Here is a 25,405-nt window from a genome sequence, read left to right on the forward strand (position 1 = left end):
TATCCCGGACACGGGACGGGGGTCGCATTGCGGTCCCCGTTTTCCGTATCGGGTTACACCGAATGACTGTCAGGCGGCCTCCCCGCCCTTGTGAGCGTTGCAGCTGCCAGGCTCCCAGGGCTCACCCTTGCGCATCGCCTCGACGCTTTCCCAGCGGATACGGCGGCGGGTGCCGACCTTGTAGCTGGTCAGCTCACCCGAATTGAGCAGTGCGTAAATGGTTGTCAGCCCCACATTCAGCTGCTCGGCTGCCTGCTTGGGGGTGTAGTCGCCTTGGAAAGCCATCATGCAACACTCCTCTCGCCAGCGCGCAGCGCCTCGACGCTTTCCCAGCGAACCCGGGTGATGCGTGGTGCCAGGCGGTAGGATTGCAGGTGTCCCTGCCCGATAAGCTGGTAGACGCGACGGGTGTCGCAATTGAGCTGCTCGGCAGCCTCTGCCACGCTCAGATCAGCGCGGCGGGTCGGGAACGGGGTCCTGTTCATCTTCGCCGCCATTTGGGATTTGGTATGGAGACGATTCTCGAGCAACGCCGAGGGGGATGCATAGGGGACTTATTTGGCAGCAGGGCTAAGTTACTGATTTGAATAAATTCTTTTTTACACACAGCGCGTGTGGGTGCTATGGGTTCCGTTTCGGGTTTTTGCACCTCCGTTTCGACCATTCAGCAACCAAAACGGAACTCCTGTTTCCGCCCTCGCGTGCGTCGTCGAGACCGGCCCCCAGGTCGTTGTTGCGGTCCAGCCCGAACAGCTCCACAGAGAATGCCCTGCGGCGGTCAAACTCAATACACCCCCGTTCGAGGTGCTTGTTTCCCCACAGGCTACCAGTGAGGGCCTTGTCCACGAGCTTGCCCCTGCCACGGTTGTCGGTGAACGCTCCCGGGTTTGCCGTGACCATCTCGGCAAACTCCTCGTTGACCACCTCGAAAGCCTCTCGCCTGGACCCGACAACGCCCTGGCGCAGCAACTCGGCAACTCGAAAAACGGCCTGCCAGCGAAGGTGGTCCATACGCGCCTTGTGGGACAGAGGTGTCTCGAAGCCGTTCATCCCACCACCTCGCCCGCCTTTCGCTCACCCGCCTTTCGTTCGCTCAGCTCGACAACATTGCCACCAGCCAGCCCGTCCAGGTGGTCGGCCCATTTCTGAATCCACTCGCGCGCCGGGCCGTTGAGCGAGGCAGCCGTGTAAATCGCGTCAATCGGGTTGCTCGGGCGATGGTTGCTCACCCGGTTGCGCAGGTCCTCGTTACACCCCTGCTCGGCAAGCCAGGTCAGGCACGCCTTGCGGATGATATGCGTCGTGAACTCGGGGTTGATCCCGTGCTCCTCGCGGGCGTTGATAAGCGCCTCCTGCACACGGGCCGTGGAAACAGGCTTTTTGCGGTCGCGCAGTTGGGGGAAAACGAGCGGGCTGGGGTTGTCCTTCTGCGCCTCTTCGGCAGCCCGCAGCAGTGCCACGGCCTGCGTTGGCAGCATCACCAAGTGCGCGTCGCCGTTCTTGGTCTTGGCAGCGGGCTGGAGCCAGGTTTGCGCATCCAGGTCAATCTCGGACCACTCTGCCCCCATGACCTCGCCAATTCGCGCGCAGGTCAGCAGCTGGAGCTGCATCGCGTCGCCATGCTTGATGTGCGGCAAGGCACGAGCGTAGGCTCGCAGGTCAGACAGCCCGGGGTGGTATTTCTTCGGGCGCGACTTCGGAACAACGACCTAGACTGCTGGGTTTGGCGTGTCCCGAGGTATCCAGGGCGTGTCCGGTGCCTTATCAGCCCGGTGTGCAGCCGTCCTGGCCGCAGGCAGCGGAGTCTGACCGAGCGCAACCCGGAACATGGTGCGCACAGTGCTGCGCAGAATCTCGGCCTGCCGCGCGTTCCCGGCTGCAACCTGCGCACTCACCAGCGCCTGCACATCCTCCACGCTCACATCGACAACGGCCTTGTCGCCCAGGGCCGACACCACAGCCCGCTCCAGCAGGAGCTGGTCCTTGCGTGCCGACGATTTCTTGCGGGCCGCGTAATAGTGGATGAACCGCTCGCACAGCTCCCTGACCGTCAGCTGGTCGGGTGAGTTGCCAGGCACCTCGCCCTTGAGCCGGGCTGCCCGCAGCGGAGCCCATGCCAGCCGGGCTTCTTCAACCGACATTTCGGGGTAGTCCCCCAGGTGGTGCTCGGTCTGTTTCGTGGAACCGGGCGGCGTGAACCTGTAGAACCACATCCGGCGGGTCTTGGTTGCGCGCATCAGCAGCCCCGGGCGGTCAGGGTCCAGGATGCGGTCGCCGGGCTTGGCGTTGCGGTAGTTGAGGTCGGTCAGCCCGCCCCTGCGGCTGCGGCTGGCTATCTCGAGAGCGTTTTGGATGGCGGACCGGAGTTCGCCGCGAACCGGCAATGCTGCAGCAGTTTCCAAGAGTTGTCTCGCCTGCTCACGAGGTGGTAGATTGTCCATAAAACAGTTGCCCCCTTTCGGGCGTCTGGAGTGATGACAGCCCCCGGTGCTTGGTCGTGCCGGGGGTCTTTTCGTGCCCCGAGCTGGTAGGCCGCAATCCGATTTCATCACGATTGCATCACGATTGTCTAGTGAAACTCACAAAAAAGGCACGAAAAGCGGCGAAGAGAAAGCAACCCACCACACAGCGTGTGTGGGTGGCGTATCCCCAACGAAATAGTGTTTGTTGGCCTTGTTTTACTGGTGGTTCAGCCCTTCCTCAGGCTGTCAAGCAGGGCAAAATGAACAACGAAAGAGGGCGCTGTCATGGCGCCCTCTTACAAAGATCGGATTGTCTGGGAAAGACCTACATCCGGTTCATCAACTGGATCACACCGAGGCTGGCGTTCCGGTAGCCGTCCGGGCTGGAGAGTTCCTGCCGGATGACCTCGGCCAAGTGGTTGGTGATTCGCACCTTCTGTGTCAGCCCGCGAGCCTCGGCCTGCAGCGCCTGCTTGCCGCCAAAGGCATCGAGGTCGGCCTTGACCGTCTTGGCGGGCATCAGCAACTCGCCCGTGGCAGCATCCTTGAGCGCCATCTGGAAGGTGATCGCGTGCACGCCGCCGGTCGTGTAACGGGCCTTCTCCGTCAGTGCGTGGAATTTCTCGACCTGAATATGCAGATCGGCCTTGATCGGACCGTTGAGCGGAGTAACCCCGCGCGCCATTGCATCCTGAACGATCTTTTGCACCTGCGCGTGGCGATCGCCGATCGGATCCTCACGCCAGACGATATCGCCGCGCGGGATGTAAGAATTCGCCTCGGACACTTTCAGCGAACGCGGAACACTGACTGTGACGGAATTGATGCTGACAGGTGCCGTTACGGCTGTCGGGAGAGATACCGAAGACGTCGTCTCGGACTCGAGCCGGCTGACAGACGGGCCGGGGATAGCCACTTGCCCCACCGCAGCCTCTTGATAGGTTCCGCGCGGCTGGTCGAGCAGCGCGTAGCCTGCCGGTGCGGACACGGCACCGTCTGGCAGCGCTTCATAGGGCATGTTACGTGTCGGCACATCGACCGAAGAACATGCCGAAACGGTAGCGGCGAGCCCCATCGCCATGACGATTCGCACCATTTTCATCGTTTCTCTCCTCGAACTGGGTTGAAACCACCCGAATTTCTCTTCTTGAGGATGAGTTTTGTCCCCCAAATGAGGCAACTTTTGGACAAATTAGGTGCCTTTTCAGGATCGTTTCGGGTTTGGAAACGACAAAGAGGCTCAGTTGCGGGTCCGCGAACGCCAGCCCCCCCGACGCCGCGGCGTTCCGGCACTGACCAGCCCCTGACGCAAAACCTCGGTCATCGGGTGATCTGGACAGTCAATGCGGTAACGCTCGTGCAACTGCGCCAGTGCGCGCGGCTGATCCTGCGAGACCGGCAGGCTCAAGGCCCAGTCAAGGAAAATAGAACGGCACTCGCCGTCGGTGATGCCTTCGATCTTGTAGGCTTCCTGAATCAGACCTTTCGGGTCGAGCGGATCATTCGATCTGGCCATTTTCTGCCTCTGCCAACGCCGCCGCGATTACGGCCGCCGCACGTGCGTAGTGTTCCTCCAGCGCGGCCTCGAGCGCCTGAACCTCTGCGAAACCGGTCGTACGGCACAGGAAGTTCGCCCCGCCCTCGCCGATCTTGTCCGCTTCGATCACCTTGCCCGACAGCAACCGTGCCGCCGTCTGTACATCCCAAAATAGCGTGTAGGCTTCATCGAGGACCGTCCTGTCTGCGTCATCAAGCCAGCCCGCAGCGACCGCCCCCTCGAGCCCGGAGGCGACGTCGCGCTCCGCTTGGCCCGAAAGCAGTGCGCCAGCTTGGGCCACGAGTTCGATGTCGAGCATGCGCCCCGGCCCGGTCTTTGCGTCCCACACACCTGCCGGCGTCTTGGCCGCCGCAATGCGCGCCCGCATTTCGGCAACCTCGTGCAACACCCGCTGGCGGTCCGCGGTCTTGGCAATCAGGTCGGCGCGGAAGGTCTCGATATCATGGGCCAGCGAAGGCTCCCCCGCGACGACACGAGCGCGCGTCAGGGCAAGATGCTCCCACGTCCACGCCTCGTTCACCTGATAATTGGTGAAGCTCGCCCAGCTTGTTGCAACCGGTCCCTGGTTTCCCGAGGGACGCAGACGCATGTCCACTTCATAAAGCCTTCCCTCGGCCATCGGCGCGGTGAGCGCGGTAATCAAGGCCTGGGTGAACCTTGCATAATAGGTTCTCGGGGCCAAAGGCCTTGGTCCGTCGGACATATCTGCGTCGCCCGGATCGTAGATGACGATCAGGTCGAGATCGGACTGCGCATTGATGCGCGCCGCGCCAAGAGATCCCATACCCAGGACAGCCGCGCCCCTGCCCGGCGGCGCCCCGTGCTTTAGTGCAAATTGCGCTTCGACCTTGGGCAAGACAGCGGCGATGACCGCGCCGGCCAGATCGGCATACTGCTTTCCTGCTGTCGCCCCGTCTATCAGGCCGCGCAGATGGTGTACGCCCACGCGAAAATGCCATTCCTTTGTCCAGCGCCGCGCGGCGTCCAGCTGGTTTTCGTAATCCCGCTCGGCGTTCAGCAACGCGTCCAGTTCGGTTCTGAGAGCCTCACCACCGGGCCATTCTGCAAAGAACGACCCGCCGATCACCGCGTCGAATACGGCCGAGTTCCGGCTGAGATGACTGGCAAGCGCGTGGCTGGTTCCGACGATGTCGATAAGCAAGTCGATGAGCTGAGGATTCGCCTCGAAAAGCGAAAACAACTGCACACCGGCGGGCAGACCGCGCAAGAACCCGTCGAGCGCCAGCAATGCCTCTTCGGGTTTGGCGGTACGCGCAAGGCGGGACAACAACTCGGGTCGGAGCCGTTCGAAAATGCCCGCACCGCGCACCGAGCGCAGCGCCGGATAGGTAGGCCAACGTGCAAGGATCGAGGCGTCGAATTCCACTTCGACCTGTTCAGGTTTAGGCACGGCGCCTGCATCGGGCGCAAAGAAACCTTCGGTCAGCTCGTGCACTTCGGTCAGACGCCGTGCAAGGTCTTTCTCCAAGGTCTCGCGATCGACCCCCATAAGGCAGGCGACGCGCTCGATGCCATCGGGCGTCTGCGGGACACGATGTGTCTGCGCGTCATGGACCATCTGGATCCTGTGTTCGACCTCTCGATGCGCGCGGTAGTGATCTGTCAGCTTTTCGGCCACGTCCCGCGGCACCCAATCCTTCTCGGCCAGCGCAACCAAACCCTCGACGGTACCGCGCAGCCTTAGATCACGATCACGACCGCCCGCGATCAGTTGCCGTGTCTGGGTAAAGAACTCGATTTCGCGGATACCGCCGCGGCCAAGCTTCATGTCGTGGCCGGGGATCTTCAGCGCGCCGCCGGTTCCCTTGCTCTCTCTGATGCGCAACCGCATGTCGTGGGCGTCCTGAATGGCTGCAAAGTCCAGGTGCCGCCGCCAGACGAACGGTCGAAGCGCATCGAGAAAGCGTTGACCCGCTGCGATATCGCCGGCGCAGGGCCGCGCCTTGATATAGGCTGCGCGCTCCCACGTGCGGCCGAGGCTTTCGTAATAGGTTTCGGCCGCAGCCATCGACATGCAGACCGGCGTAACCGCAGGATCGGGACGCAAGCGCATATCGGTGCGAAAGACGTAGCCGTCACCGGTCTTGTCACTCAGTGTCGTACAGAAGTTCCGCGTGGCGCGCACCATCGCTTGCCGCGCGTCATGAAAATCGTCGGGGTCGTAACGGCTTTCGTCGAAAAGTACGATGAGGTCGATGTCCGAGCTGTAGTTTAGCTCATGCGCGCCCATCTTGCCCATTGCCAAGACGAACAGGCCTGCTGCGGTCTCGACGTCTTCCTCGGTCATGCCTGGAAGCTTGCCGCGCCGGATCAGTAAGGCAATCTCTGCCTTGGCGGCCATGTCTACGGCCAGCCCTGCAAAATCCGTCAAGAGCCCCGTGACCCGTTCCAACGGCCACGCGCCGGACAAATCGGCAAGAGCGGTCAAAAGCGCAAGACGTCGCTTTGCCTCACGCAAGGCGGATTTCAGCTGGTCAGGAGACGTTGCGCGCAATTCGCTCCAGATCCCGGCAACGGCCGCGTCGGGATCATCGAGAGCGGCGGCAAGCCAGCCGGCTTCGCGGTCCACAAGGCTTTTCAGGTAAGGACTCGACCCCGCCGCTCCTTCGATCAAGTCAGCTTGGTCCGGCTTGAGGTCCGGGACCGCCGCGATGGCTTCCTTTCCCAAGGCAGGATCGAAGGGGCGTGGAGTGCGGCGGATTTCTAGACGCTTCGACATGGACAATAGGTGCCCCTCCCCGCTTCCCAAGGTCAATACAACAAAGCGCTCGTCGCGTTGCTCTTTTCCGTCGCGCGACCTAGGTTCCGGTACAAATCAGGAGGGAGAGATGAGCAAGAGCCTGAAACGCGTACGCGCTGCATTGGAAGACGCCGGTCTTTCCATCGAGGTTCGTCAGACGGACAATGCCCGCACGGCCGAAGACGCAGCCCGTGCTGTCGGGTGCGATGTGAACCAGATTGCTAAATCGATCATCTTCTGGGGTGAGCGCAGTGATGCGCCGGTTCTGTTTCTGACCGCAGGCGGCAACCAGGTAGACACTGGTCGTGCTGCCGAAATCGCAGACGAGAAATTGAGCCGCGCCAAGGCGGATCGGGTGCGTACGACGACCGGCTTTGCGATTGGCGGCGTGGCGCCGATTGGACATCTGACGCCAATACGCGCGTTTTTCGACCCGAAATTGCTTGAGTTCGAAGAGGTATGGGCCGCCGCGGGAACACCGCAGCACGTTTTCGCGATTTCTCCCAAGTCACTGGTTGAGTTGGCCGGAGCTCGCGTTGCACCGTTTACTGGCGATCCATCAGAATAACAGGCGCAGCAGCGCGGCGATGATCTGCCACCATAATAGTGCGCCGATCAGCACGCTTGGCAGTAACCACCATCCTGACGTCATTCGCACCTTGCGCATCCTCCTACTCGCACCAGGCCACATGCGATTATTCGCGCCCGTATGCATGATAACCCGGTTCAAGGGAAATTGTTCATCAGAATGGGTCATAAGCTTTAACTAGGACTGAATCACACACGAAACAACCTTAAGGTGTTTTGTGAGCGAATTTTCTCTCATTCATTGATTCCGCCAAGATGTAAATCTTTTTCACATCCCCCTTGCAGCACCGAACCGACCACCCCATTTGACATAATGTGAAAGCGATTTACATCCCTGAACCGGAGAGACTCAAATGACGACAGTGACGCATACCGTTGCCACCCCCTCCAACCCGGGCTGGCTGCACCGCGCCGAAAGCTGGCTGGATGACAAGGGCAAGGGCGCCTGGATTGCAGCAATGGTCCTCGGCTTCGTCTTCTTCTGGCCCGTCGGGCTGGCATTTCTCGCCTACATGATCTGGAGCAAACGCATGTTTTCGTCCTGCAAAAGCCGTAAAACCTGGAACCGGACCGGAATGAGCGCGATGCGCACCACCGGCAACAGCGCCTTCGACGCCTACAAGGCCGACACGCTTGCTCGCCTTGAGCGCGAACAGATCGAGTTCGAGGAATTCCTGAAGCGCCTGCGCGACGCCAAGGACAAGGCCGAGTTCGACCAGTTCATGGACGAACGCACCAAGACCGACCGAGACGGCGATGACAATGCAGCCTGACCTTTCCCAGCGGTCCCCCTATGCGGGGGCCGCACCCTACCCCGCCGGAGGCGACGCGATGGCACACCTGCCGGACCCTGCCCACCAGCCCGAATTCTATGCGACGGTTCCAACCAAACGATTCTTTGCGTGGATATTCGACACGGTGGTCATCCTGTTGCTCAGCCTGATTGCCGTCGTTCTGACCGCATTTGTTGGCGCATTCGTGTGGCCCGTTCTCTATCTCGTGGTCGGCTTCATCTACAGGACCGCAACCATCGCGAATGGATCGGCCACATGGGGAATGCGTTTCGTCGGGCTGGAACTGCGAAATGCCTGGGGCCAGCGGATGGATGCTGGCCAAGCCATCGCACACACTGCCGGTTACACGATCAGTATGGCGATTCCCGTCCTGCAGGTGATCTCGGTCATCATGATGCTGACCTCATCCCGCGCCCAAGGTTTGACCGATGCCGTGCTGGGAACCGTGGCCCTTAACCGTCGCGCCGGTCGCTGACACCAAAGACAGCGGCGAATAACGCCGCGTCACTTCGGGCCGCTTGGCCCCTTGGCGGGTCCCCGACGCGTTGTTATCCTCGACGGAGATCAATGACGGGACCCCCAATGCGCCACACGCTGCCAATAGCGCCGCAATTCTACGTGACGGCCCCCCAACCCTGCCCCTACCTCGAAGACCGGATGGAGCGAAAGCTGTTCACCGCGCTTCAAGGTGAAGGGGCGGACCGCCTGAACGACGCGCTGTCGCGGCAGGGCTTTCGCCGGTCGCAGAACGTACTGTACCGCCCGTCCTGCGCAGATTGCGCTGCTTGCCTTTCAGCCCGCGTAAACGTCTCTTCCTTTCGCCCCAACAAGAGCCAACGCAAGACCTTGCGCCGCAACTCCGGTTTGGAACGTCGGGCAACCTCTCCATGGGCTACGGACGAGCAGTATGAGCTGTTCCGCCGCTACCTCGATGAACGCCACGCGGATGGTGGCATGGCGGACATGGACGTTTTCGAATTCGCCGCCATGATTGAAGAGACCCCGATCCGCAGTCGTGTCATCGAATACATCGACGGCAACAGCGGCGCGTTGACCGCGGTCAGCCTCACCGACGTCCTCGAAGACGGTCTGAGCATGGTGTACTCTTTCTACTCGCCTGACAGGCAGCAGGATTCACTGGGAACATACATGATCCTTGATCATGTCGAGATCGCCCGCGAGGCCGGCCTCCCCTACGTTTACCTGGGCTACTGGGTCCCCGGCAGTTCCAAGATGGGGTACAAGGCACGGTTCTCGGGTCTTGAGATCTACTACAAGGGCGCGTGGCGGTCCGTGCACAACCCGGAGGCCTATACCGACGTTGCCCGCCACCCGCTCTCGACAGATCCGATCGCCGAGCAAGTCGCAAATATCAGCCTGCCCGACCGTAGACCGACACGCGGTCAGAGTGGAGTTTGACGGACCATGATCGCGACGGTGTCGCGGACATGGCGGATAATGCAAAGGGGGCCGCAAGGCCCCCTTTTCGGTTCCGTATCCTGATTTGAGGTCAATTCGGGATAAGTGCCGGCACGATAGTCACGATCGCCGGGAAGAACCACAGGATCGCAAGGCCGACAACCTGGATGATCACGAAGGGCAAGACACCGCGGTAGATATGCGCAGTTGTGATTTCCGGCGGAGCGACTCCCCGAAGGTAAAACAGCGCAAAGCCGAAAGGTGGCGTCAGGAACGAGGTCTGCAGGTTCACTGCAACCATGATCGTTACCCATTTCGGGTCGAAGGATCCGCCGTAGATCACCGGACCGACGATCGGGATCACGATGTAGATGATCTCGAGGAAATCGAGCACGAAGCCGAGGATGAACAACACCAGCATCACGATCAGAAAAACCGTGAACTCGTTGTCAAAGCTTTTCAGGAACTGCTGGATGTAGTGCTCTCCCCCGAAAGAGATCACCACGAGGTTCAGAAGCTGCGAGCCAATCAGGATGGTGAAGACCATCGAGGTCACCTTTGCCGTCTCGCGAACTACCGGCGTCAAAACGCCCGCAGAGAACAGAACCCAGCACGCAAACAGAAGTCCGAACAAAGCAAACAGGTAGGTGCCGTAAGCTGCGATGAAGGCAATCCAGGTTTCCACAGACACGTCGCCCTGATTCACTCGCAGGTCGAAGTTGACCCCGATCAGCAGGCAGATGATGATTGCGAACGTGGCCCAGAGGATGATCTGGCTGGAACGGTCCTGCTCCTGCAGCTTGCGATAGGCTGCAAGCATGATGGCCCCACCCGCCCCGAGCGCCGCAGCCGGTGTCGGGTTGGTGATTCCACCAAGGATCGACCCCAGAACAGCGATGATCAGAACCAATGGTGGGAATACCACGCGGATCAGGTCGTTCTGAGCGCAGCGTGCTGCCGCCGTCTTACATCCCCACAAAGCGATCAGGATCGGGATCGCGAGGATCAGCCAGGTTGCGCCAGACGACGTCGTTGGCCCGATCGCAAGGATGTCCAGAAGCAACACCAACACGAGGCCAAGCGCACCTATGATAAGCGGACGGGAGTCCGCCGAAGGTGCGATGCCCCGCCCGAGGATCAGCGTCAGACCCAGCAGAACAACGATAACCGTAACGCCCGTTCCGATCGGCGCCGCGTTGGAGATCTTTGCCGCCTGCGCCGCGGCGATCTCTTCTTCGTTCAGGCGCTCGGCGGTTGCGACACCTCCGGCCTCGTCGATCTCCTGTTGTTCTGCAACGGCACGATCCCAGGCTTCCTGCCCGTGAAGTTCAATCATCGACGCCCGACACTCGTCGGATACATTGGTGCGCAGGCTCGCGGCTTCGGTTGCCTCGGAGAAGCCCGACACCGTGATGTTCTGGCTTCCGATGATCCCGACTTGTCCAAGTAGAACGGCACCCACGATCAGGCCGACCGGCGCGAACAGGAACCATGTGAGGCCTTCGCCCCGTGTGACAGGCTCGCCCGATCCACCATCAAGCTCGACCGCGGGGGCCTTGCTGGGATTCAACAGTGCGAAACCGAATGCGTAGAGCGCGTAGAGAAGAGCCAGCATGATCCCCGGCAGCAGTGCAGCCTGGAACAGCGTTCCGACGGACACAACCGCCGGTTCCCCAAGGTAGGTAAGCGCGTCTGAGCACCCCGCTTCTACCGCACGAGTTTCCTGAGCGGTCGAATAGAGATCGCCTGCCAAGGTACCCAGAAGAACAATCACGATCGAAGGAGGGATAATCTGTCCAAGTGTACCCGAGGCCGCGATGACCCCCGTAGCGAGTTCCGGCGAGTAGTTGTTGCGAAGCATCGTTGGCAGAGCCAGCAAGCCCATGGTCACAACGGTCGCGCCGACGATCCCGGTCGAGGCGGCGAGGAAGGCGCCCACGACGACGATGGACACGGCCAGACCGCCTGGAAGCGGCCCGAATACGCGCGCCATCGTGGTCAGCAGATCGTTCGCGATCTTTGAGCGCTCGAGCGTAATGCCCATGAGAACGAACATCAGGACCGCCAGCAGCGTCTCGATGGACTGGCCCGCCAGCACGCGCTCGTTCATGCGGTTAACGATGAACGAAATGTTCCGATCCAACGCTGTCTCCCACCCTTGCGGGAAGACAGGCTCGCCGATGCGCGGAAGTTCCGGGTATCGGAATATCGAGATCGAGTCCGGCCGAACGCCCGAATTGACGAGGTCGCGATACATGGCCGAGGAACTGTCGATCGCCTGATGAATCAGCAGTCCCGCGCTGTCGAGTGCGGCGATGATCCCGAATGAAATGACACCGGCGCCGCCGATGGCGAAGGCCACCGGAAAGCCGGAAAGAATGCCTCCGAAAAGGCAGATGAACACGATAATGAGGCCGATTTCGACGCCATCAAGACCGAAGAGCATAGTCGTAGTCCCTAAACTTAATGTGCGCCTTCATAGGCTTCTTCACCCTCGCCGAGGCTGTCGCGGTCCAGATACTTGCCCGCGCTCCCCTCGCCCTCGACGAATTCCAGGTAGGAGCGGTAGAAAAAGGCGATCGCATGGACGAAGACCATTCCAGCAAAGATCACCAGCAGAATCTTGAACAGGAAGTAGGCATTGAACCCATTCGGGCTGAACCCGATGGTTTCCACGTTCCAACGCATCGCGCGCGATTTCATCACCAGCCTGTCAAGCGTGTCGCTGGCCGAAGGCTTTGGTACGATCAGGTGACGCCACATGAAATACCAGCCATACATCCAGGTAATGACGGCAGCGGGCATCATGAACAGAAGAGACCCGAGCATGTCGATCACGCGCTTGGCACGGTGTGAAATACCGGAATAGACCAGATCGACCCGGACATGCCCGCCCTGCACGAACGTGTATGTACAGCAGAGGCAAACGACCATGGCATTGTAAAGCTTCAGTTCTTCGGCGAACCAGCTGATATCCATCTGGAACGGGATACCGAGGCCGAAAGACATGTCGGGCCGGGCAAAGACACGTTGCATGAACACGATGACGATCTGCTGGATCACCATCAGAAGGCCCGCCCAGGCAAAGAACCGACCGGTTGTATTGGCGAAACCTTCGAGACCGCGCACCACACCCCACATGAAACGATGCGACCAGAGCCCGACGGCCGTCAGCACGAGAAACGCCGTGAACACGACGAAGAAGAACTCCACCGATCCGCCGTAGTAGACGAAGCGCATGACCGCTTCCTTGTCCGACCAGTCGAGCCAGAGCGATGGATTTGTGACGGCATAGCCGAAATTATAGAACGCCTCGGCGATGTTCGACAGGACCCAGATCAGTCCATTCCACAAAGCTCCGAGGACAGAGACGCTGCTCTCTTCCTGCATGGGTCCCCCACTTGCAGCATGTCACGGGTCGTCGGTCCTGTCAGGTCGCGAGTCCCGAAACGGAAAGAATCCCCCGCCCGAAAGCGGGAGATCCGGTCGATACCCTGCGGGTCTTAGCCCAGAACGCGGTCGCGCTGTGCGACATAGGTGCCGGACGAGGTGGCGAGCCACGCCGAAGACGCCTTCATCGACGCCATCGCGCTGTCGTAGACCTTCTTGTAGAGGTCGTCGCCCAGGTTCTCTTCATGCACTTCCTGGCTGGCCTTGCCGAACGCATCCCAGACAGAGTCGGGGAATTCCATGATCTTCACGCCGCCGGACTGCAGGCGCTGGAGTGCGGCACCGTTGTTGGTGAGGAATTGTGCGAGGTTCCACTGGTGGCACTCGGCTGCAGCGATCTCGATGACCTTCTGGTGCGCGGGTGACAGGCTCTCGAACACTTCCCGGTTGGTAGCCACGGACAGACCTGCTCCCGGCTCGTGGAAGCCTGCGGTGTAGTAGGTCTTGGTGATTTCCTGGAAGCCCGCCTTTTCGTCAGCCCAGGGACCGATCCACTCTGTCCCGTCGATCGCGCCCGAGGACAGGGCCTGGTAAACTTCGGAACCGGGGATATTCTGAACAGATGCGCCAAGCTTGCCGAGTGCCTTGCCGCCAAGGCCGGGCATACGGAACTTCAGGCCGTTGAAATCGTCAGGGCTGTTGATCTCTTTCGAGAACCAGCCGCCTGCCTGCGCACCGGTGTTACCGCCCAGGAACGACTTCAGGCCAAAGATCTGGCCCAGTTCATCATGCAGCTCCTGACCGCCATCGTGGTAGTACCAGTTGGTCAGTTCCTGCGCCGTCATGCCAAAGGGCACGGCGGTGAAAAATGCATAAGCCGGGTGCTGACCGACGAAGTAGTAGTCTGCACCGTGATACATGTCGGCCTGACCCGAGGTCACGGCGTCGAAAACTTCGAACGCGCCAACGAGCTCACCGGCGGCCTTCAGATCAACGGTCAGCGCGCCATCGGTCATGGCGGTGATGTTGTCGGCGACACGCTGTGCCGAATCATGCACGCCCGCGAGGCCACGCCCCCACGTGGTCACCATGGTCAGCGTGCGGTTGCCCTGCGCGTAAGCCGGTGCCGCAAGCGCAGTGGCTGCCGCGGCCGAACCGCCCAGTGCCGAGGTTTTCAGAAAAGAACGACGATCCATAAATGGTCCTCCCCATATTGGTCATGCCCGCGCTCTCGCCACGGGCGGATCGTTTCGAGTGGGCACACACTAACGATCCGCACTTGGCTGTGAATACCGACAACTACGTAGAATGCCCAAAAATCTGACTTTGCCCCTGAACGAAGGCCGATCTTCGAGGCAGTTACAGCGTTTCGTTCCACTCGATGCGCGAAAGGTCTGGTCGGCACGACCCCGCCAAAAGGACACTCGGGAGCGAATCACGCGCTGCTCTTTGCTTTCGGCCGCGTATTGCGTAACGATTCGCATCATGCCTATCGCCCGCTCTTTACGCCTGAGCTATGCCCAGAAGCTGTCGCTGATTGCGGCCATCCCACTGGTTGTTGCCGTGGCGGCAATCGCTGTCTTCGTGACTTACGAGGCACGCGCCACGGCTGAACGCGAGATTGCGGCGCTCGAAGCGCGCCTGATCGAGGCCAAGCGCGCGGAACTGCGCAACTACGTGACCCAAGCGCGCAATGGCTTTGCGCATATCTACGGTCGCGCGCCACATGACGACGACGTCGCCAAAGCGCAGGTCGCGCAGATTCTTGCGGCGATGATCTACGGCAAGGACGGGTTCTTTTTCGTCTATGACTATGACGGCACAAACCTCGTCAGCCCCAGGCAGACCGAGTTCATCAATCGAAACTGGGAAGGTTTGACCGACAGCAGCGGAACACCCGTGGTCGACGAGTTCATCCGTCTCGCCCGCCGTGGCGGCGGATGGCACAGTTTCATGTGGCAAAAACCCTCGACCGGCGAAGAGGCGATGATGATAGCCTATGTCGTCGGCCTGCAGGACTGGCAGTGGGCCGTCGGCACCGGCGTCTTTATCGATGACATCCTTGCGACCGTTGCCAATGCGCGGGCCGAGGTCGAGGGCCGTGTCCAGCGCACCTTCCTTTACATTGGCGTCATCGTCATGGCGGCTTTGTTCATCGTCTTCGTTTCAGGCATGCTCTTGAACATTCGCGAACGCCGCCTTGCCGATGCCAAGTTGAAGGATCTGACGCAGCGGGTTTTCGATGCGCAGGAAGAAGAACGCGGCAGGGTGGCGCGCGAATTGCATGACGGGATCAGCCAGATGCTCGTCGGCGTCCGATATGCGCTGGACAATGCGCGTCGAAGGCTGGCCCGGGGCGATCACGCGGCAGCGCAGGCCCCGCTAGACAAAGGGATCGAGCATCTCGGCACGGCGATCACCGAAGTCCGCCGTATCAGTCGCGACTTGCGCCCCGGTGTCCTTGATGATCTTGGCCTCGGACCCGCGCTCAAGGCACTGACCGACGATTTCAGCGAGCGCACCGGCATCGCGACCGAGTTCGCGACCGTGCCCTTCCGCAACCGGCTCGACCACGACTCCAAGATCGCGCTCTACCGAATAGCGCAGGAGGCCTTGACAAATATCGAGCGGCATTCGTTCGCCACCAACGTCAGTATCGACCTTCGCGGCCATACGAAGGGTGCCACCATGCGTATAGCCGACAATGGTCGCGGCCTTCCCTCACGCAATGAACAATCAGGAGCGGGACTTGGCCTGCGCAACATGCAGGAACGCATCGAACAGCTTGACGGCACCTTGCGCATCCTGTCATCACGCGGCGCGCAAAGCGGCACGGTGATCGAGGTTTCCTTGCCGCTCAGCCATCTTCTTCCGCCGGAGGAAGACGCCACACCGAAACGAAAGGCCGCGCAATGAACCCCGCACCGACCCGCGTTCTCATCGTAGACGATCATCCCATGGTGGCCGAGGGAATCCAGTCGATCATGGAAAGCTATGACGATGTGGAAGTTGTCGGTACGCTCGGGACTGGCCGGGAAGCCGTGGAACAGGTGGACGGGCTCGCCCCGGACGTGATCCTGATGGACCTGAACATGCCCGGCCTTGGCGGCCTCTCGGCGACCGAGATGATCCTGGAGCGCCGCCCGCAGACACGTATCCTGATCCTGACTATGCACGACAGCCCGGAATACATCTCGACCGCCCTCAGTCATGGAGCCAGTGGATATGTCCTCAAGGATGTGCCCACCGACGAAATCAAGCAGGCAATTGACTCGGTTATGGCCGGCGAGAGGTATCTTTGTACCGGTGCGCGCGGCTCGCTGGCGCCGAAAGGCGAAAACGCGCGTGAGGCGCTGACCGGGCGCGAGCAGACGATCCTGCTGCAACTCGCGCAGGGTAAATCGAACAAGGAAGTCGCAATCGCGCTCGACATATCGGTGCGTACGGTCGAGACGCATCGCAAGAACATAAAGCGAAAACTTGGGATTTCCTCGACCGCCGGGCTTACCCGCTATGCGCTGGAACACGGGGTGTTGCAGGGAACCGGTGTGGGGTTCTGATCCCGTCGTCATCCCCCCTTGAATAGGACGCGGCAGACACGATTTACCGTTTCTGACCTTTGCGGAATCGCCATGCCCTACATCCTGATCCTCGCCGGCCTTGCCGGTCTCGTCCTCGGGGGCGAACTGCTTGTGCGTGGTGCCGTCGCACTCGCCCGCCGGGCGGGATTGTCCCCTCTGGTGATCGGCATGACCATCGTGGGGTTCGGAACATCCCTGCCCGAATTGCTGGTTTCGCTTCGGGCCGCTCTTGATGGGGCGCCCGGCATCGCGATCGGCAACGTCGTAGGGTCAAACATTGCGAACATCCTGCTCATCCTTGGCGCGGCGGCTGTAATCTCACCGCTTCGGACGCGATTCGAACTGCTGCGGCTTGATCTCGTACTCGTACTATTGGCAACACTGGGATTGTGGCTGATCCTTCTGGACGGCGCTGTATCGCGCATCGATGCGGCGATCCTGCTGGCCGCTCTTGCCGGCTTCCTCTGGAACGGCCTTAGCCGACAGGCCCCTGCCCCTTCTGCACCCATACTGGAACCGGAACCGGCGCAATCCGCCTGGAAGGCGATCTTGATGGTCGGCACAGGTCTTGTCGCGCTTGCGCTCGGGGCGCAATGGCTGGTTCAGGGCGCCTCGGAACTGGCCCGGGCCGCTGGCCTGTCCGAGGCGGTGATCGGCCTCACAGTGGTGGCCGTCGGCACCTCTTTGCCGGAACTGGCGACTTCGATCGTTGCCGCGTGGCGTCGGAACGCGGATATCGCGCTTGGCAACGTCGTCGGATCGAACCTGTTCAACATTCTCGGCATCCTTGGGATCACCGCGTTGATTGCCCCGATTCCCGCGGCCCCCCGGTTCGCCGCAACGGACGTCCCCGTTGCGCTTGCGGCAGCAGTCGCGTTGGCGTTCGTCTTGTGGCGAAGCGGCGCGATAGGACGGCTTATTGGGGCCGGTGCGCTCGTGACCTACTCGGCTTACATCGTAATTCTGGGAACGAGTGCGTAGACGCCGCGCTCGGCTCTACGCAAGCTAGACCGGCGAAGTTCGGAGCATTTGCGCAACAAAATGTCGCAACGGACGGCCTGAGGGACAGATTTTCACAAAACCTCGTACCTTTCGCTGTTGACGCCCCCTCGCACCACTCATAATGTCCGCTTCAGACATGAAGGGCCAAGACCTATGACCACTCTAATCGTACTTGTAGGATACATGCGCATGGGCCGGTGACGGTAAACCATACCCCTACCCATGCGCCCCCGTCTCACCGGGGGCTTTTTTATGTCAAACGTGCGATGCAAGCGAAGAGACGATGTCCTGGATGGAGCAAGACAGATGACACGTGAAATGACCGGCGCAAAGATGGTTGTCCAAGCCCTCAAGGATCAGGGCGTGGACACGGTATTCGGGTATCCTGGCGGCGCCGTTCTACCGATCTATGACGAGGTGTTTCTGCAAAACGACATCCGCCACATCCTTGTGCGGCACGAACAGGGCGCAGTGCATGCCGCCGAGGGGTACGCACGCTCGACGGGCAAGCCTGGTGTCGCGCTCGTGACTTCCGGGCCCGGCGCGACCAACGCGGTGACAGGTCTGACAGACGCGTTGATGGACTCGATACCGATCATCGTTCTGACCGGGCAGGTCCCAACTTTCATGATCGGTTCCGACGCCTTTCAGGAAGCCGACACTGTCGGCATCACCCGCCCCTGCACCAAGCACAACTGGCTGGTCAAGGAAACCGACAAGCTGGCGTCGACGATTCATGAAGCGTTCCACGTCGCAACCTCCGGCCGCCCTGGCCCGGTGCTGATCGACATCCCCAAGGATGTGCAGTTTGCAACCGGTGAGTATCAAGGCCCCAAACCGTCGGCGTCGCACTACCAGCCGCGGCTCAAAGGGGATCTTGAAGAGATCACTGAGTTGGTCGCCGCGATGGAGACAGCCAAAAGGCCGATCTTCTATACCGGTGGCGGCGTCATCAACTCGGGACCCGCGGCAAGCCAGCTTTTGCGCGAACTGGTGGATGCCACCGGCTTCCCGATAACCTCGACCTTGATGGGACTCGGTGCCTATCCGGCAAGCGGCAAGAACTGGCTTGGTATGCTCGGCATGCATGGTCTCTACGAGGCCAACATGGCGATGCATGACTGCGACCTGATGATCAATATCGGCGCCCGGTTCGATGACCGCATCACCGGTCGTATCGACGCGTTCAGCCCGGATTCGATCAAGGCCCATGTCGACATCGATCCCTCCTCGATCAACAAGGTTATCAAGGCGGATATTCCCATCGTCGGCGATGTCGCCCACGTGCTGGAGGATATCCTCAAGATCTGGAAATCGCGCGGGCGAAAAACCGACGCGGCCAGCGTCAAGAAGTGGCAAGACCAGATTGGTGAATGGCGCAAGGTCAACTGCCTTGCCTACACGAACAGCGAGACCGCTATCAAACCGCAATACGCCCTCGAGCGCCTCGAAGCGCTTACCAAAGGTCGCAATCGCTATGTCACGACCGAAGTGGGTCAGCACCAGATGTGGGCCGCGCAGTTCCTTGGCTTCGAAGACCCCAACCGCTGGATGACGAGCGGCGGCCTCGGCACGATGGGCTACGGAACCCCCGCTTCCATCGGCGTTCAGATCGCACATCCTGACGCACTGGTGATAAACGTCGCTGGCGAAGCGTCGTGGCTCATGAACATGCAGGAAATGGGGACAGCGGTGCAGTACCGCCTGCCGGTCAAGCAGTTCATCCTCAACAATGAGCGCCTCGGCATGGTTCGTCAGTGGCAGGAATTGCTTCATGGAGAGCGTTACAGCCATAGCTGGTCCGAAGCTTTGCCCGATTTCGTCAAGCTCGCCGAGGCTTTCGGAGCCAAGGGGATCATTTGCAAGGACCCCAAGGATCTCGACGACGCGATCATGGAAATGATCGAATATGACGGCCCGGTCATCTTTGACTGTCTGGTTGAAAAGCACGAAAACTGCTTCCCCATGATCCCATCGGGCAAGGCGCACAACGAGATGCTGCTGGGAGAAGCTGAAACCCAAGGCGTCATCCAGGCTGGCGGTGCGGTTCTGGTCTGACGCCATTCAGTAACATCGTGGCCGTTCGACGCGGCGGCCCGTGACATCCATTCTGAGAGGGACGCGCATGTCTGCCCTACACATCAAGAAAGGCTCCTCGAGCCACTCCGCCTATAACCTACGCCCCACATTCTCCGATGTGCAGGAGCGTCACACGATCGCCCTGCTGGTTGAGAACGAACCGGGCGTGCTGGCACGCGTTATCGGCCTGTTCTCGGGTCGCGGCTATAACATCGAAAGCCTGACCGTCGCCGAGGTAGATCATACCGGCCATCTCTCGCGCATCACCATCGTCACGACTGGTACGCCGCAGGTGATCGAGCAGATCAAGGCGCAGCTGGGGCGGATTGTTCCAGTGCATGAGGTTCACGACCTGACGGTCGAAGGTCCATCGGTCGAACGCGAATTGGCCATGCTCAAGGTGGTGGGCGAAGGAGACAAGCGCGTCGAGGCTTTGCGCCTCGCCGATATCTTTCGCGCCAACGTCGTCGACAGCACCCTGAACTCTTTCGTGTTCGAGATCACCGGCGCGCCCGAGAAGATCGACGCCTTCGCTGATCTCATGCGCCCGCTAGGACTGATCGAAATCGCAAGAACGGGCGTCGCCGCTCTCCTGCGCGGGGATTGAGATCGCGCCTGAGCCGTATCCTCAGGCAGAATTGGCTTGATCGCCTTTAATCTCGGGGGTCTGTGAGTGTCTCGTTGTACGGAACGGGACAATGTCGGCCCCGGTAGGATCGATCGGCCAAGGCGCACAAGGCATTGCCATGTCAGCGGCGTCATTGAGCGTTGCCGGCAAGCCAGAAACCTTGGCCAGGTCCATGACCTCGACTTCAGTGGCAATTCGCATTTGCCCTGCGACCGTCACATCGAAACGAACCCAATCGCCCGCTTCCAAGCTTTCCATTGCGGTTGCACAGTCACCGCGAAAATATGCCAAATCACCGTGATCTTCACACCAGATTACGGCATGTCGGTTATCGGTGCCGCACCATAAGACAATTCCGTTCATTCCTGCCCCAAGCCTCTATTCCGTCCGTGTCGGGAACATTGCAAGTCCCGAAAACGTGCCCTTTTGGCTGCTACGCTATTGCAATCCGTGAACCAAAAGGTAGCCTCTCGACGCGCTTTCGAGACGGTTTCGAAGCGCTTCAGTGGCAAGTGTTTGTTTTTTGATACACCTCAGGGTTGCCGGCATGGGTTCCCTTTTTGCTTTTACTGACTGAAAGAACCTTCCAGAACAACATGGCCACGTCCCAGCGGAACAGAACACGTACACCCGCAGAGCTACGTAGCATGTTCGGAGAGAACCTGAGACGGCTCTCGAGGCGCTATCGCTCTATATCCGAACTGTCCCGGCAACTTGGTGTGAACCGAACCCAGTACAATCGCTACTTGTCAGGAGAGAGCTTTCCCCGACCGGACGTCTTGGACAAGATCTGTCGGTTCTTCGATGTCGATGCGCGCATTCTGCTCGATCCGGTAGACGAGATCGGCAACGACGACGATCTTCTCACCGGGCCGGTCCTGCAGGAGTTCTTTGGACCCGCACTTCGGGAGTTGGACGAAAAGACTTTCCCCAGCGGACTGTTCCGTTTCAGCAGGAAAAGCTTCCTGCGTTCCGATCAGTACGTGATCGGGATCGTCCGCGTGTTTCGGAAAGATGGCGCCACGTTCATCAGGGGGTTCGAAGTCAAGGACGCTATGCGTCAACAGGGTTTGCCCACCTCGGCAAAAACACGAGAGTTTCGTGGCTTTGTGACACGGCAGGATGACGGTGTTGCCTTTGTCGTTTCCCGGCGCAACGGCCTGACCTGTTCCTTCAACTATCTTTCTCGGGTCACTTCGTTCGACAACAATTTCTGGGTTGGTTACGTGTCGAGAACAACCCGTGAGCACGCCATGGGAGGTCGCGCCACCCGGATGGTTTACGAATTCCTCGGAAACGACATGGCAAGAATCCTCGACGCGGCCCGCACCACCGGCTTCAGCGATGAGGCTGGCCTTCTACCGTTCCACCGGCGTCTGTTGAAACCGGAAGAACCGTTTCGCTGAGTTCAAATCACGATGTCGCTGCAAGAACGCCTGCCGTCGCAGTCAGTTCGGACGTGATGTCGTCAAGATGCTTTGCTGTTGCAAACGGGAGACTCAGCCATGTCAGCAAGCATTACGTCGCTTCAGGATGTCCGCCAGCCCATCGAAAACGCGCATGGGCTTCCCAATGCGCATTACATCGACCCCGCAGTGCACGCCGAAGAAAGCCATGCTCTCCTCATGGAAAGCTGGTCGGGTCTGGCGGTTACGGCAGACGTTCCGGAACCGGGCGATGCCGCGCCGATGGAGTTCCTGGGCATTCCCCTTCTTCTGATCCGAGACCGTGAAGGACAAGTCCGCGTTTTCCAGAACATCTGCCGTCACCGGGGCATGATCCTTGTGGAAGAGCCCCGCAAGATCGAAGGCGCCATCCGCTGCCCCTATCACTCGTGGTGCTACTCTACGCAGGGCAAGCTGGTCTCTACACCTCATGTTGGTGGACCCGGGCAGAATACCCACCAAGGCATCAAACGCAGTGAACTGGGCTTGATCGAGGTCCGCAGCCATATCTGGCGTGACGTGGTCTGGATCAACATTTCGGGAACTGCGCCTGACTTTGCCGAAGTTCACGCCGAACTGATCGAACGCTGGTCCGAATTCGATCAACCCCAGTATCACGGCGGCACCGAGAGCCGGTTCGTTCTCGACGTCAACTGCAACTGGAAACTGGCTGTCGAGAACTATTGCGAAAGCTATCACCTGCCTTGGGTGCACCCCGGCCTCAACAGCTACTCCCGATTGGAGGATCACTATCACATCGAAGAGCCCGGGAGATTCTCGGGACAAGGGACGCTGGTCTATCGACAGTTGAAGGGTGAGGCGGGTGAAGCATTTCCCGATTATCAGGGATTGAGCGACAAATGGGACACGGCCGCGGAATACATCTCGGTCTTCCCGAACGTTCTACTGGGTGTTCACAGGGATCATAGCTTTGCCATCATCCTGACGCCGGTGGCGCAGAACCGGACACAGGAGCATGTACACCTGTTTTATACGGCACCCGACACTGACCCTGCCTTGCGCGTGAACAATGCGCGCCTTTGGAAACAGGTCTTCGAAGAAGATATCTTTGTGGTCGAAGGAATGCAGCGCGGACGGGCGGCCCCGGGCTTCGACGGCGGACGGTTCTCGCCCGCGATGGATGGTCCAACGCACCTGTTTCACGCATGGGTGGCCGGAAAGATCGCAGACCATCGTTCGGCAATGGCTGCTGAATGACGTGCCTCGACCAGCGGCTGCTTGCTGCACATAGTACGAAAGACCTGCGTTGTCTTAGCAGGCTGTACACCGAGGCTGCCGATTGCGCCTTGAGCGAGGAAGCCGCTGGATTTTATCTCACCCACGCGTATGTTTACGCGCTTGATGCAGGGCTGGCCGAGGCTGGCTCCCTGCGGGCCCGCCTCGTAAGGATGGGCAGGGAGGAACCTTGAAACTCAGGCAGGTTGGGCATCGCCCTGCACCGCGGTGTCGTCGTCAGGCACCGCGATCTGACGATAGAGGTGCCAGCTGGCATGTCCCAGCCATGGCAACACGATTAACAAACCCAGAAAACCAGGTATCAACGCGGCAAAGGTCATCAGCGCAAGGATCACAGCCCAAGTGATCATTACCGCGAAATTGGTCGAGACATAGGCATAGCTCGAGATCATCGCAGTCACGAAATCCAGTTCCCGATCAAGAAGCAGCGGAATGGACAAGACCGTGATCATGAAGAGCAGAAGTGCGAACAGCGCACCGACAACCGTTCCGACCGCCAACATCGCAAGGCCGTCAAGGGTCAGGAACACCTCGAACGAGGTTGAAATATTGGTCATCGTGGACAGGCCCAGAAACAGCGCAAAGATCATGTGCCCCAAGAAGAACCAAAATAGAAAGACAACAACGATGACGGCACAGATAGAGGGGAGTTGCCGGCTGCCCTGCTGAAGGACAACGCCAAAAATCTCTCCCGGCCTGAGCGGTTCGCCCGTTTCCAGCCGGTTAGACACCTCGTACAGCCCGACCGCGGCAAAGGGGCCCAAGAGAGGAAAGCCGATCGCTGCAAGTACCAGCCAGAACGTCGTTTCGGTTTCAACGGTAACCCATGCAATCAACCAGCCACCGAGGACGTAAACAGCCGAGAACAAGATCGCGTACAAAGGCGCGGCCAGCAGATCGCTCCACCCGCGGCGCAAGGCGATCCAAAGCATTTCCATTTGCGCTGGCCTGAGCGCGGGGACACCAAAAGGTTTAGCCATCTGTCGCCTCCATCTCGCGCAGCGCCGGCCGCTTTTGCGGCCAGCCCGTGCGCGCATGGTACGCCGCCCCAATGCCTAGAAGCTGCGCGTCGCTGCCGCGCCGCCCGAACAATTGAAGGCCCAACGGCAATCCTTGCGGTCCGAACCCGGCAGGAATGGCAAGACACGGCAGACCGATCAGGCTGACCGGTACAACCACCTGCATCCAGCGGTGATACGTATCCATCCCTTGCCCGGCGATCTCGGTGGGCCAGTGACGATCCACATCGAAAGGCCAGACTTGCGCTGAGGGCAGCACCAACGCATCGAAGCGTTCAAAAAGCTTCGCCGCGGTCTTGAACCAATCCGACCGGATGACACTGGCCCGGTGGATATCCATCGCCGAGAAGGCAAGCCCCCGATCCAGCTCCCATTGAGCGCTGTCCTTCAGCAGTTCTCGGTGTTCGGCCAGCGGTGCAAGGCCCGTTGCAACCGACCATGAACGTAGCGTTGTCCAACTGTCCCACATCGCGTGGGCGTCGAATGGCGGGGCAAGCGTTTCGACCCGGGCTCCAAGCGACTCGAACTCTGCCAAGGCGCCCTCCGACAGCGAAAGAATGTTGTCCTCCATCGGAAAGGCACCGCCCCAGTCTCCAAGCCAACCGATATGAAGCCCTTCCAGGTCAGCAGGCGAAACAGGGCTCACCGGCTTCGTGATCATGCCGTGCGGCTGACGCGGATCCGGTCCCGAAATGACGTCAAGCAGCAGACCCAGGTCAGCCGGGCTTCGGGCCATTGGGCCGAGGGTCGCAAGCTGATGCAGGAACGTATCTCCGTGAGGCTCGGTAGGTACCAGTCCCCAACTGGGACGAAAGCCGTAAACATTGTTCCAACCGGCCGGGTTGCGCAAACTGCCCATCATGTCCGAGCCGTCCGCCAACGCAAGCATACCGGTGGCCAAAGCAACGGCCGCACCGCCCGATGAGCCGCCGCAGGACCGGCCAGCACCATAGGGGTTGCGCGTGGCACCGTAGAGCGGGTTGAACGTATGCGACCCAAGACCGAACTCAGGCGTATTCGTTTTGCCGATCAATATGGCGCCCGCCGATCGCAAACGCGCGGCCAGGATGTCATCCTCGGTCGGCACCGTATCCGCAAACAGCGGCGATCCCTGCGTCGAGGCGATACCGCGTACATTGACCAGATCCTTGACGGCGATTGGCAGCCCGTGAAGCGGCCCGCGGGACTCGGCCTTATCCGCACGCTGCGCTTCGTCCATCAACGAGTCTTCATCGCGCAATGCGACGATTGCATTTACCTCGGGATTTACAGTTGCGATGCGGTCCAGCGTCGCCCGCATCACGTCCGACGCGCTCAATTTGCCCGCTCGAAGCGCGGCCGTCAGTTCAACGGCTTCACACCCGGCCAGTTTGTCCGGCTCCATCCATGTCCCTCCCGCAGTCTTGCAGATCAAGACTAGCG

The 25,405-nt window shown here is 60.2% G+C and carries 25 protein-coding genes; 11 read left to right on the forward strand and 14 right to left on the reverse strand.

Going from position 1 to position 25,405, the window contains the following annotated elements:
• Nucleotides 1–69: 69 nt before the first annotated feature.
• The 8 genes from ACFORG_RS14960 to ACFORG_RS14995 all read right to left on the reverse strand — a co-directional run bounded on the left by ACFORG_RS14960 (nt 70) and on the right by ACFORG_RS14995 (nt 6,760).
• Nucleotides 70–288, reverse strand: coding sequence for an excisionase family DNA-binding protein (locus ACFORG_RS14960; RefSeq protein ID WP_386736337.1), 219 nt, complete (start codon nt 286–288; stop codon nt 70–72).
• Complete coding sequence (locus ACFORG_RS14965) at nt 285–485, reverse strand: excisionase family DNA-binding protein (RefSeq protein WP_386736338.1); 201 nt, start codon at nt 483–485, stop codon at nt 285–287. Before ACFORG_RS14965 ends, ACFORG_RS14960 begins: the two co-directional genes overlap by 4 nt.
• A gap of 136 nt (nt 486–621) precedes the next feature.
• Nucleotides 622–1,050, reverse strand: a complete 429-nt coding sequence (locus tag ACFORG_RS14970; protein WP_386736339.1) for a hypothetical protein — start codon at nt 1,048–1,050, stop codon at nt 622–624.
• Entirely contained in the window at nt 1,047–1,610 is a 564-nt protein-coding gene (locus ACFORG_RS14975; RefSeq protein ID WP_386736340.1) for a tyrosine-type recombinase/integrase, read from the reverse strand. Before ACFORG_RS14975 ends, ACFORG_RS14970 begins: the two co-directional genes overlap by 4 nt.
• A gap of 99 nt (nt 1,611–1,709) precedes the next feature.
• A complete protein-coding gene (locus tag ACFORG_RS14980) occupies nt 1,710–2,441 on the reverse strand; it encodes an integrase arm-type DNA-binding domain-containing protein (RefSeq protein WP_386736341.1) in 732 nt (243 codons plus the stop codon).
• Nucleotides 2,442–2,787: 346 nt separating this feature from the next.
• Nucleotides 2,788–3,564 carry a DUF6778 family protein gene (locus ACFORG_RS14985; RefSeq protein WP_386736342.1) on the reverse strand — a complete coding sequence of 259 codons (777 nt, stop codon included), beginning with the start codon at nt 3,562–3,564 and terminating at the stop codon, nt 2,788–2,790.
• A 138-nt stretch (nt 3,565–3,702) separates the two neighbouring features.
• Nucleotides 3,703–3,978, reverse strand: coding sequence for a hypothetical protein (locus tag ACFORG_RS14990; protein WP_386736343.1), 276 nt, complete (start codon nt 3,976–3,978; stop codon nt 3,703–3,705).
• On the reverse strand, nt 3,962–6,760 hold the full coding sequence (locus ACFORG_RS14995) for a [protein-PII] uridylyltransferase family protein (protein WP_386736344.1): 2,799 nt from the start codon (nt 6,758–6,760) through the stop codon (nt 3,962–3,964). The genes ACFORG_RS14990 and ACFORG_RS14995 overlap by 17 nt, the downstream gene beginning before the upstream one ends.
• Before the next feature lie 109 nt (nt 6,761–6,869).
• Between ACFORG_RS14995 and ACFORG_RS15000 the strand changes: the two genes are divergently transcribed.
• The 4 genes from ACFORG_RS15000 (at nt 6,870) to ACFORG_RS15015 (ending at nt 9,582) form a co-directional block, all read left to right on the forward strand.
• Nucleotides 6,870–7,349, forward strand: coding sequence for a YbaK/EbsC family protein (locus ACFORG_RS15000; RefSeq protein WP_386736345.1), 480 nt, complete (start codon nt 6,870–6,872; stop codon nt 7,347–7,349).
• A gap of 373 nt (nt 7,350–7,722) precedes the next feature.
• Nucleotides 7,723–8,142, forward strand: coding sequence for a DUF2852 domain-containing protein (locus ACFORG_RS15005; RefSeq protein WP_386736346.1), 420 nt, complete (start codon nt 7,723–7,725; stop codon nt 8,140–8,142).
• A 58-nt stretch (nt 8,143–8,200) separates the two neighbouring features.
• Nucleotides 8,201–8,638 (forward strand): RDD family protein, encoded by a 438-nt coding sequence (locus ACFORG_RS15010; protein WP_386736619.1) that lies wholly within the window; start codon nt 8,201–8,203, stop codon nt 8,636–8,638.
• Nucleotides 8,639–8,745: 107 nt separating this feature from the next.
• Complete coding sequence (locus tag ACFORG_RS15015; protein WP_386736620.1) at nt 8,746–9,582, forward strand: arginyltransferase; 837 nt, start codon at nt 8,746–8,748, stop codon at nt 9,580–9,582.
• A gap of 91 nt (nt 9,583–9,673) precedes the next feature.
• On the opposite strand, the gene ACFORG_RS15020 is transcribed toward ACFORG_RS15015, so the two are convergent.
• From ACFORG_RS15020 to ACFORG_RS15030, 3 genes are all read right to left on the reverse strand, one after another.
• Entirely contained in the window at nt 9,674–12,028 is a 2,355-nt protein-coding gene (locus ACFORG_RS15020; protein ID WP_386736347.1) for a TRAP transporter large permease, read from the reverse strand.
• A 17-nt stretch (nt 12,029–12,045) separates the two neighbouring features.
• A complete protein-coding gene (locus ACFORG_RS15025; RefSeq protein WP_386736348.1) occupies nt 12,046–12,972 on the reverse strand; it encodes a TRAP transporter small permease subunit in 927 nt (308 codons plus the stop codon).
• A gap of 113 nt (nt 12,973–13,085) precedes the next feature.
• A complete protein-coding gene (locus ACFORG_RS15030) occupies nt 13,086–14,168 on the reverse strand; it encodes a TRAP transporter substrate-binding protein (RefSeq protein ID WP_386736349.1) in 1,083 nt (360 codons plus the stop codon).
• A 289-nt stretch (nt 14,169–14,457) separates the two neighbouring features.
• Between ACFORG_RS15030 and ACFORG_RS15035 the strand changes: the two genes are divergently transcribed.
• The 5 genes from ACFORG_RS15035 to ilvN all read left to right on the forward strand — a co-directional run bounded on the left by ACFORG_RS15035 (nt 14,458) and on the right by ilvN (nt 20,241).
• Nucleotides 14,458–15,888 carry a cache domain-containing protein gene (locus ACFORG_RS15035; protein ID WP_386736350.1) on the forward strand — a complete coding sequence of 477 codons (1,431 nt, stop codon included), beginning with the start codon at nt 14,458–14,460 and terminating at the stop codon, nt 15,886–15,888.
• Nucleotides 15,885–16,532, forward strand: coding sequence for a response regulator transcription factor (locus ACFORG_RS15040; protein WP_386736351.1), 648 nt, complete (start codon nt 15,885–15,887; stop codon nt 16,530–16,532). Before ACFORG_RS15035 ends, ACFORG_RS15040 begins: the two co-directional genes overlap by 4 nt.
• A 72-nt stretch (nt 16,533–16,604) precedes the next feature.
• Nucleotides 16,605–17,534, forward strand: a complete 930-nt coding sequence (locus ACFORG_RS15045) for a calcium/sodium antiporter (protein ID WP_386736352.1) — start codon at nt 16,605–16,607, stop codon at nt 17,532–17,534.
• A 327-nt stretch (nt 17,535–17,861) separates the two neighbouring features.
• Complete coding sequence (locus tag ACFORG_RS15050; RefSeq protein ID WP_386736353.1) at nt 17,862–19,613, forward strand: acetolactate synthase 3 large subunit; 1,752 nt, start codon at nt 17,862–17,864, stop codon at nt 19,611–19,613.
• 67 nt (nt 19,614–19,680) lie between these two features.
• Nucleotides 19,681–20,241, forward strand: coding sequence for an acetolactate synthase small subunit (ilvN, locus tag ACFORG_RS15055; protein WP_386736354.1), 561 nt, complete (start codon nt 19,681–19,683; stop codon nt 20,239–20,241).
• Between the two features lie 21 nt (nt 20,242–20,262).
• Here the strand turns inward: ilvN and ACFORG_RS15060 are convergent, their stop codons facing one another.
• Nucleotides 20,263–20,625: a hypothetical protein gene (locus tag ACFORG_RS15060; protein ID WP_386736355.1), complete on the reverse strand. Its 363-nt coding sequence runs from the start codon at nt 20,623–20,625 to the stop codon at nt 20,263–20,265.
• Between the two features lie 284 nt (nt 20,626–20,909).
• Between ACFORG_RS15060 and ACFORG_RS15065 the strand changes: the two genes are divergently transcribed.
• Both ACFORG_RS15065 and ACFORG_RS15070 read left to right on the forward strand, forming a co-directional pair.
• A complete protein-coding gene (locus ACFORG_RS15065; RefSeq protein WP_386736356.1) occupies nt 20,910–21,668 on the forward strand; it encodes a helix-turn-helix domain-containing protein in 759 nt (252 codons plus the stop codon).
• Nucleotides 21,669–21,767: 99 nt separating this feature from the next.
• On the forward strand, nt 21,768–22,925 hold the full coding sequence (locus tag ACFORG_RS15070) for an aromatic ring-hydroxylating oxygenase subunit alpha (RefSeq protein WP_386736357.1): 1,158 nt from the start codon (nt 21,768–21,770) through the stop codon (nt 22,923–22,925).
• A 215-nt stretch (nt 22,926–23,140) separates the two neighbouring features.
• On the opposite strand, the gene ACFORG_RS15075 is transcribed toward ACFORG_RS15070, so the two are convergent.
• Nucleotides 23,141–23,944 (reverse strand): DUF2189 domain-containing protein, encoded by an 804-nt coding sequence (locus tag ACFORG_RS15075; RefSeq protein ID WP_386736358.1) that lies wholly within the window; start codon nt 23,942–23,944, stop codon nt 23,141–23,143.
• Nucleotides 23,937–25,367 (reverse strand): amidase, encoded by a 1,431-nt coding sequence (locus ACFORG_RS15080; protein ID WP_386736359.1) that lies wholly within the window; start codon nt 25,365–25,367, stop codon nt 23,937–23,939. The genes ACFORG_RS15075 and ACFORG_RS15080 overlap by 8 nt, the downstream gene beginning before the upstream one ends.
• Nucleotides 25,368–25,405: the final 38 nt, after the last annotated feature.

Source organism: Lutimaribacter marinistellae (genome assembly GCF_042648365.1).
GTDB lineage: Bacteria > Pseudomonadota > Alphaproteobacteria > Rhodobacterales > Rhodobacteraceae > Lutimaribacter_A > Lutimaribacter_A marinistellae.

What these genes read in the sequence shown, in the direction of transcription:
- ACFORG_RS15050 (WP_386736353.1), top strand. Translation starts at nt 17,862, where the DNA reads ATGACACGTGAAATGACCGGCGCAAAGATGGTTGTCCAAGCCCTCAAG.
- ACFORG_RS14990 (WP_386736343.1), bottom strand. Translation starts at nt 3,978, where the DNA reads ATGGCCAGATCGAATGATCCGCTCGACCCGAAAGGTCTGATTCAGGAA.
- ACFORG_RS15005 (WP_386736346.1), top strand. Translation starts at nt 7,723, where the DNA reads ATGACGACAGTGACGCATACCGTTGCCACCCCCTCCAACCCGGGCTGG.
- ACFORG_RS14975 (WP_386736340.1), bottom strand. Translation starts at nt 1,610, where the DNA reads ATGCAGCTCCAGCTGCTGACCTGCGCGCGAATTGGCGAGGTCATGGGG.
- ACFORG_RS15030 (WP_386736349.1), bottom strand. Translation starts at nt 14,168, where the DNA reads ATGGATCGTCGTTCTTTTCTGAAAACCTCGGCACTGGGCGGTTCGGCC.
- ACFORG_RS14960 (WP_386736337.1), bottom strand. Translation starts at nt 288, where the DNA reads ATGATGGCTTTCCAAGGCGACTACACCCCCAAGCAGGCAGCCGAGCAG.
- ACFORG_RS15045 (WP_386736352.1), top strand. Translation starts at nt 16,605, where the DNA reads ATGCCCTACATCCTGATCCTCGCCGGCCTTGCCGGTCTCGTCCTCGGG.
- ACFORG_RS14995 (WP_386736344.1), bottom strand. Translation starts at nt 6,760, where the DNA reads ATGTCGAAGCGTCTAGAAATCCGCCGCACTCCACGCCCCTTCGATCCT.
- ACFORG_RS15060 (WP_386736355.1), bottom strand. Translation starts at nt 20,625, where the DNA reads ATGAACGGAATTGTCTTATGGTGCGGCACCGATAACCGACATGCCGTA.
- ACFORG_RS14980 (WP_386736341.1), bottom strand. Translation starts at nt 2,441, where the DNA reads ATGGACAATCTACCACCTCGTGAGCAGGCGAGACAACTCTTGGAAACT.
- ACFORG_RS14965 (WP_386736338.1), bottom strand. Translation starts at nt 485, where the DNA reads ATGAACAGGACCCCGTTCCCGACCCGCCGCGCTGATCTGAGCGTGGCA.
- ACFORG_RS15035 (WP_386736350.1), top strand. Translation starts at nt 14,458, where the DNA reads ATGCCTATCGCCCGCTCTTTACGCCTGAGCTATGCCCAGAAGCTGTCG.
- ACFORG_RS15070 (WP_386736357.1), top strand. Translation starts at nt 21,768, where the DNA reads ATGTCAGCAAGCATTACGTCGCTTCAGGATGTCCGCCAGCCCATCGAA.
- ACFORG_RS15080 (WP_386736359.1), bottom strand. Translation starts at nt 25,367, where the DNA reads ATGGAGCCGGACAAACTGGCCGGGTGTGAAGCCGTTGAACTGACGGCC.
- ACFORG_RS15015 (WP_386736620.1), top strand. Translation starts at nt 8,746, where the DNA reads ATGCGCCACACGCTGCCAATAGCGCCGCAATTCTACGTGACGGCCCCC.
- ACFORG_RS14970 (WP_386736339.1), bottom strand. Translation starts at nt 1,050, where the DNA reads ATGAACGGCTTCGAGACACCTCTGTCCCACAAGGCGCGTATGGACCAC.
- ACFORG_RS15020 (WP_386736347.1), bottom strand. Translation starts at nt 12,028, where the DNA reads ATGCTCTTCGGTCTTGATGGCGTCGAAATCGGCCTCATTATCGTGTTC.
- ACFORG_RS15010 (WP_386736619.1), top strand. Translation starts at nt 8,201, where the DNA reads ATGGCACACCTGCCGGACCCTGCCCACCAGCCCGAATTCTATGCGACG.
- ACFORG_RS15075 (WP_386736358.1), bottom strand. Translation starts at nt 23,944, where the DNA reads ATGGCTAAACCTTTTGGTGTCCCCGCGCTCAGGCCAGCGCAAATGGAA.
- ilvN (WP_386736354.1), top strand. Translation starts at nt 19,681, where the DNA reads ATGTCTGCCCTACACATCAAGAAAGGCTCCTCGAGCCACTCCGCCTAT.
- ACFORG_RS14985 (WP_386736342.1), bottom strand. Translation starts at nt 3,564, where the DNA reads ATGAAAATGGTGCGAATCGTCATGGCGATGGGGCTCGCCGCTACCGTT.
- ACFORG_RS15065 (WP_386736356.1), top strand. Translation starts at nt 20,910, where the DNA reads ATGTTCGGAGAGAACCTGAGACGGCTCTCGAGGCGCTATCGCTCTATA.
- ACFORG_RS15025 (WP_386736348.1), bottom strand. Translation starts at nt 12,972, where the DNA reads ATGCAGGAAGAGAGCAGCGTCTCTGTCCTCGGAGCTTTGTGGAATGGA.
- ACFORG_RS15000 (WP_386736345.1), top strand. Translation starts at nt 6,870, where the DNA reads ATGAGCAAGAGCCTGAAACGCGTACGCGCTGCATTGGAAGACGCCGGT.
- ACFORG_RS15040 (WP_386736351.1), top strand. Translation starts at nt 15,885, where the DNA reads ATGAACCCCGCACCGACCCGCGTTCTCATCGTAGACGATCATCCCATG.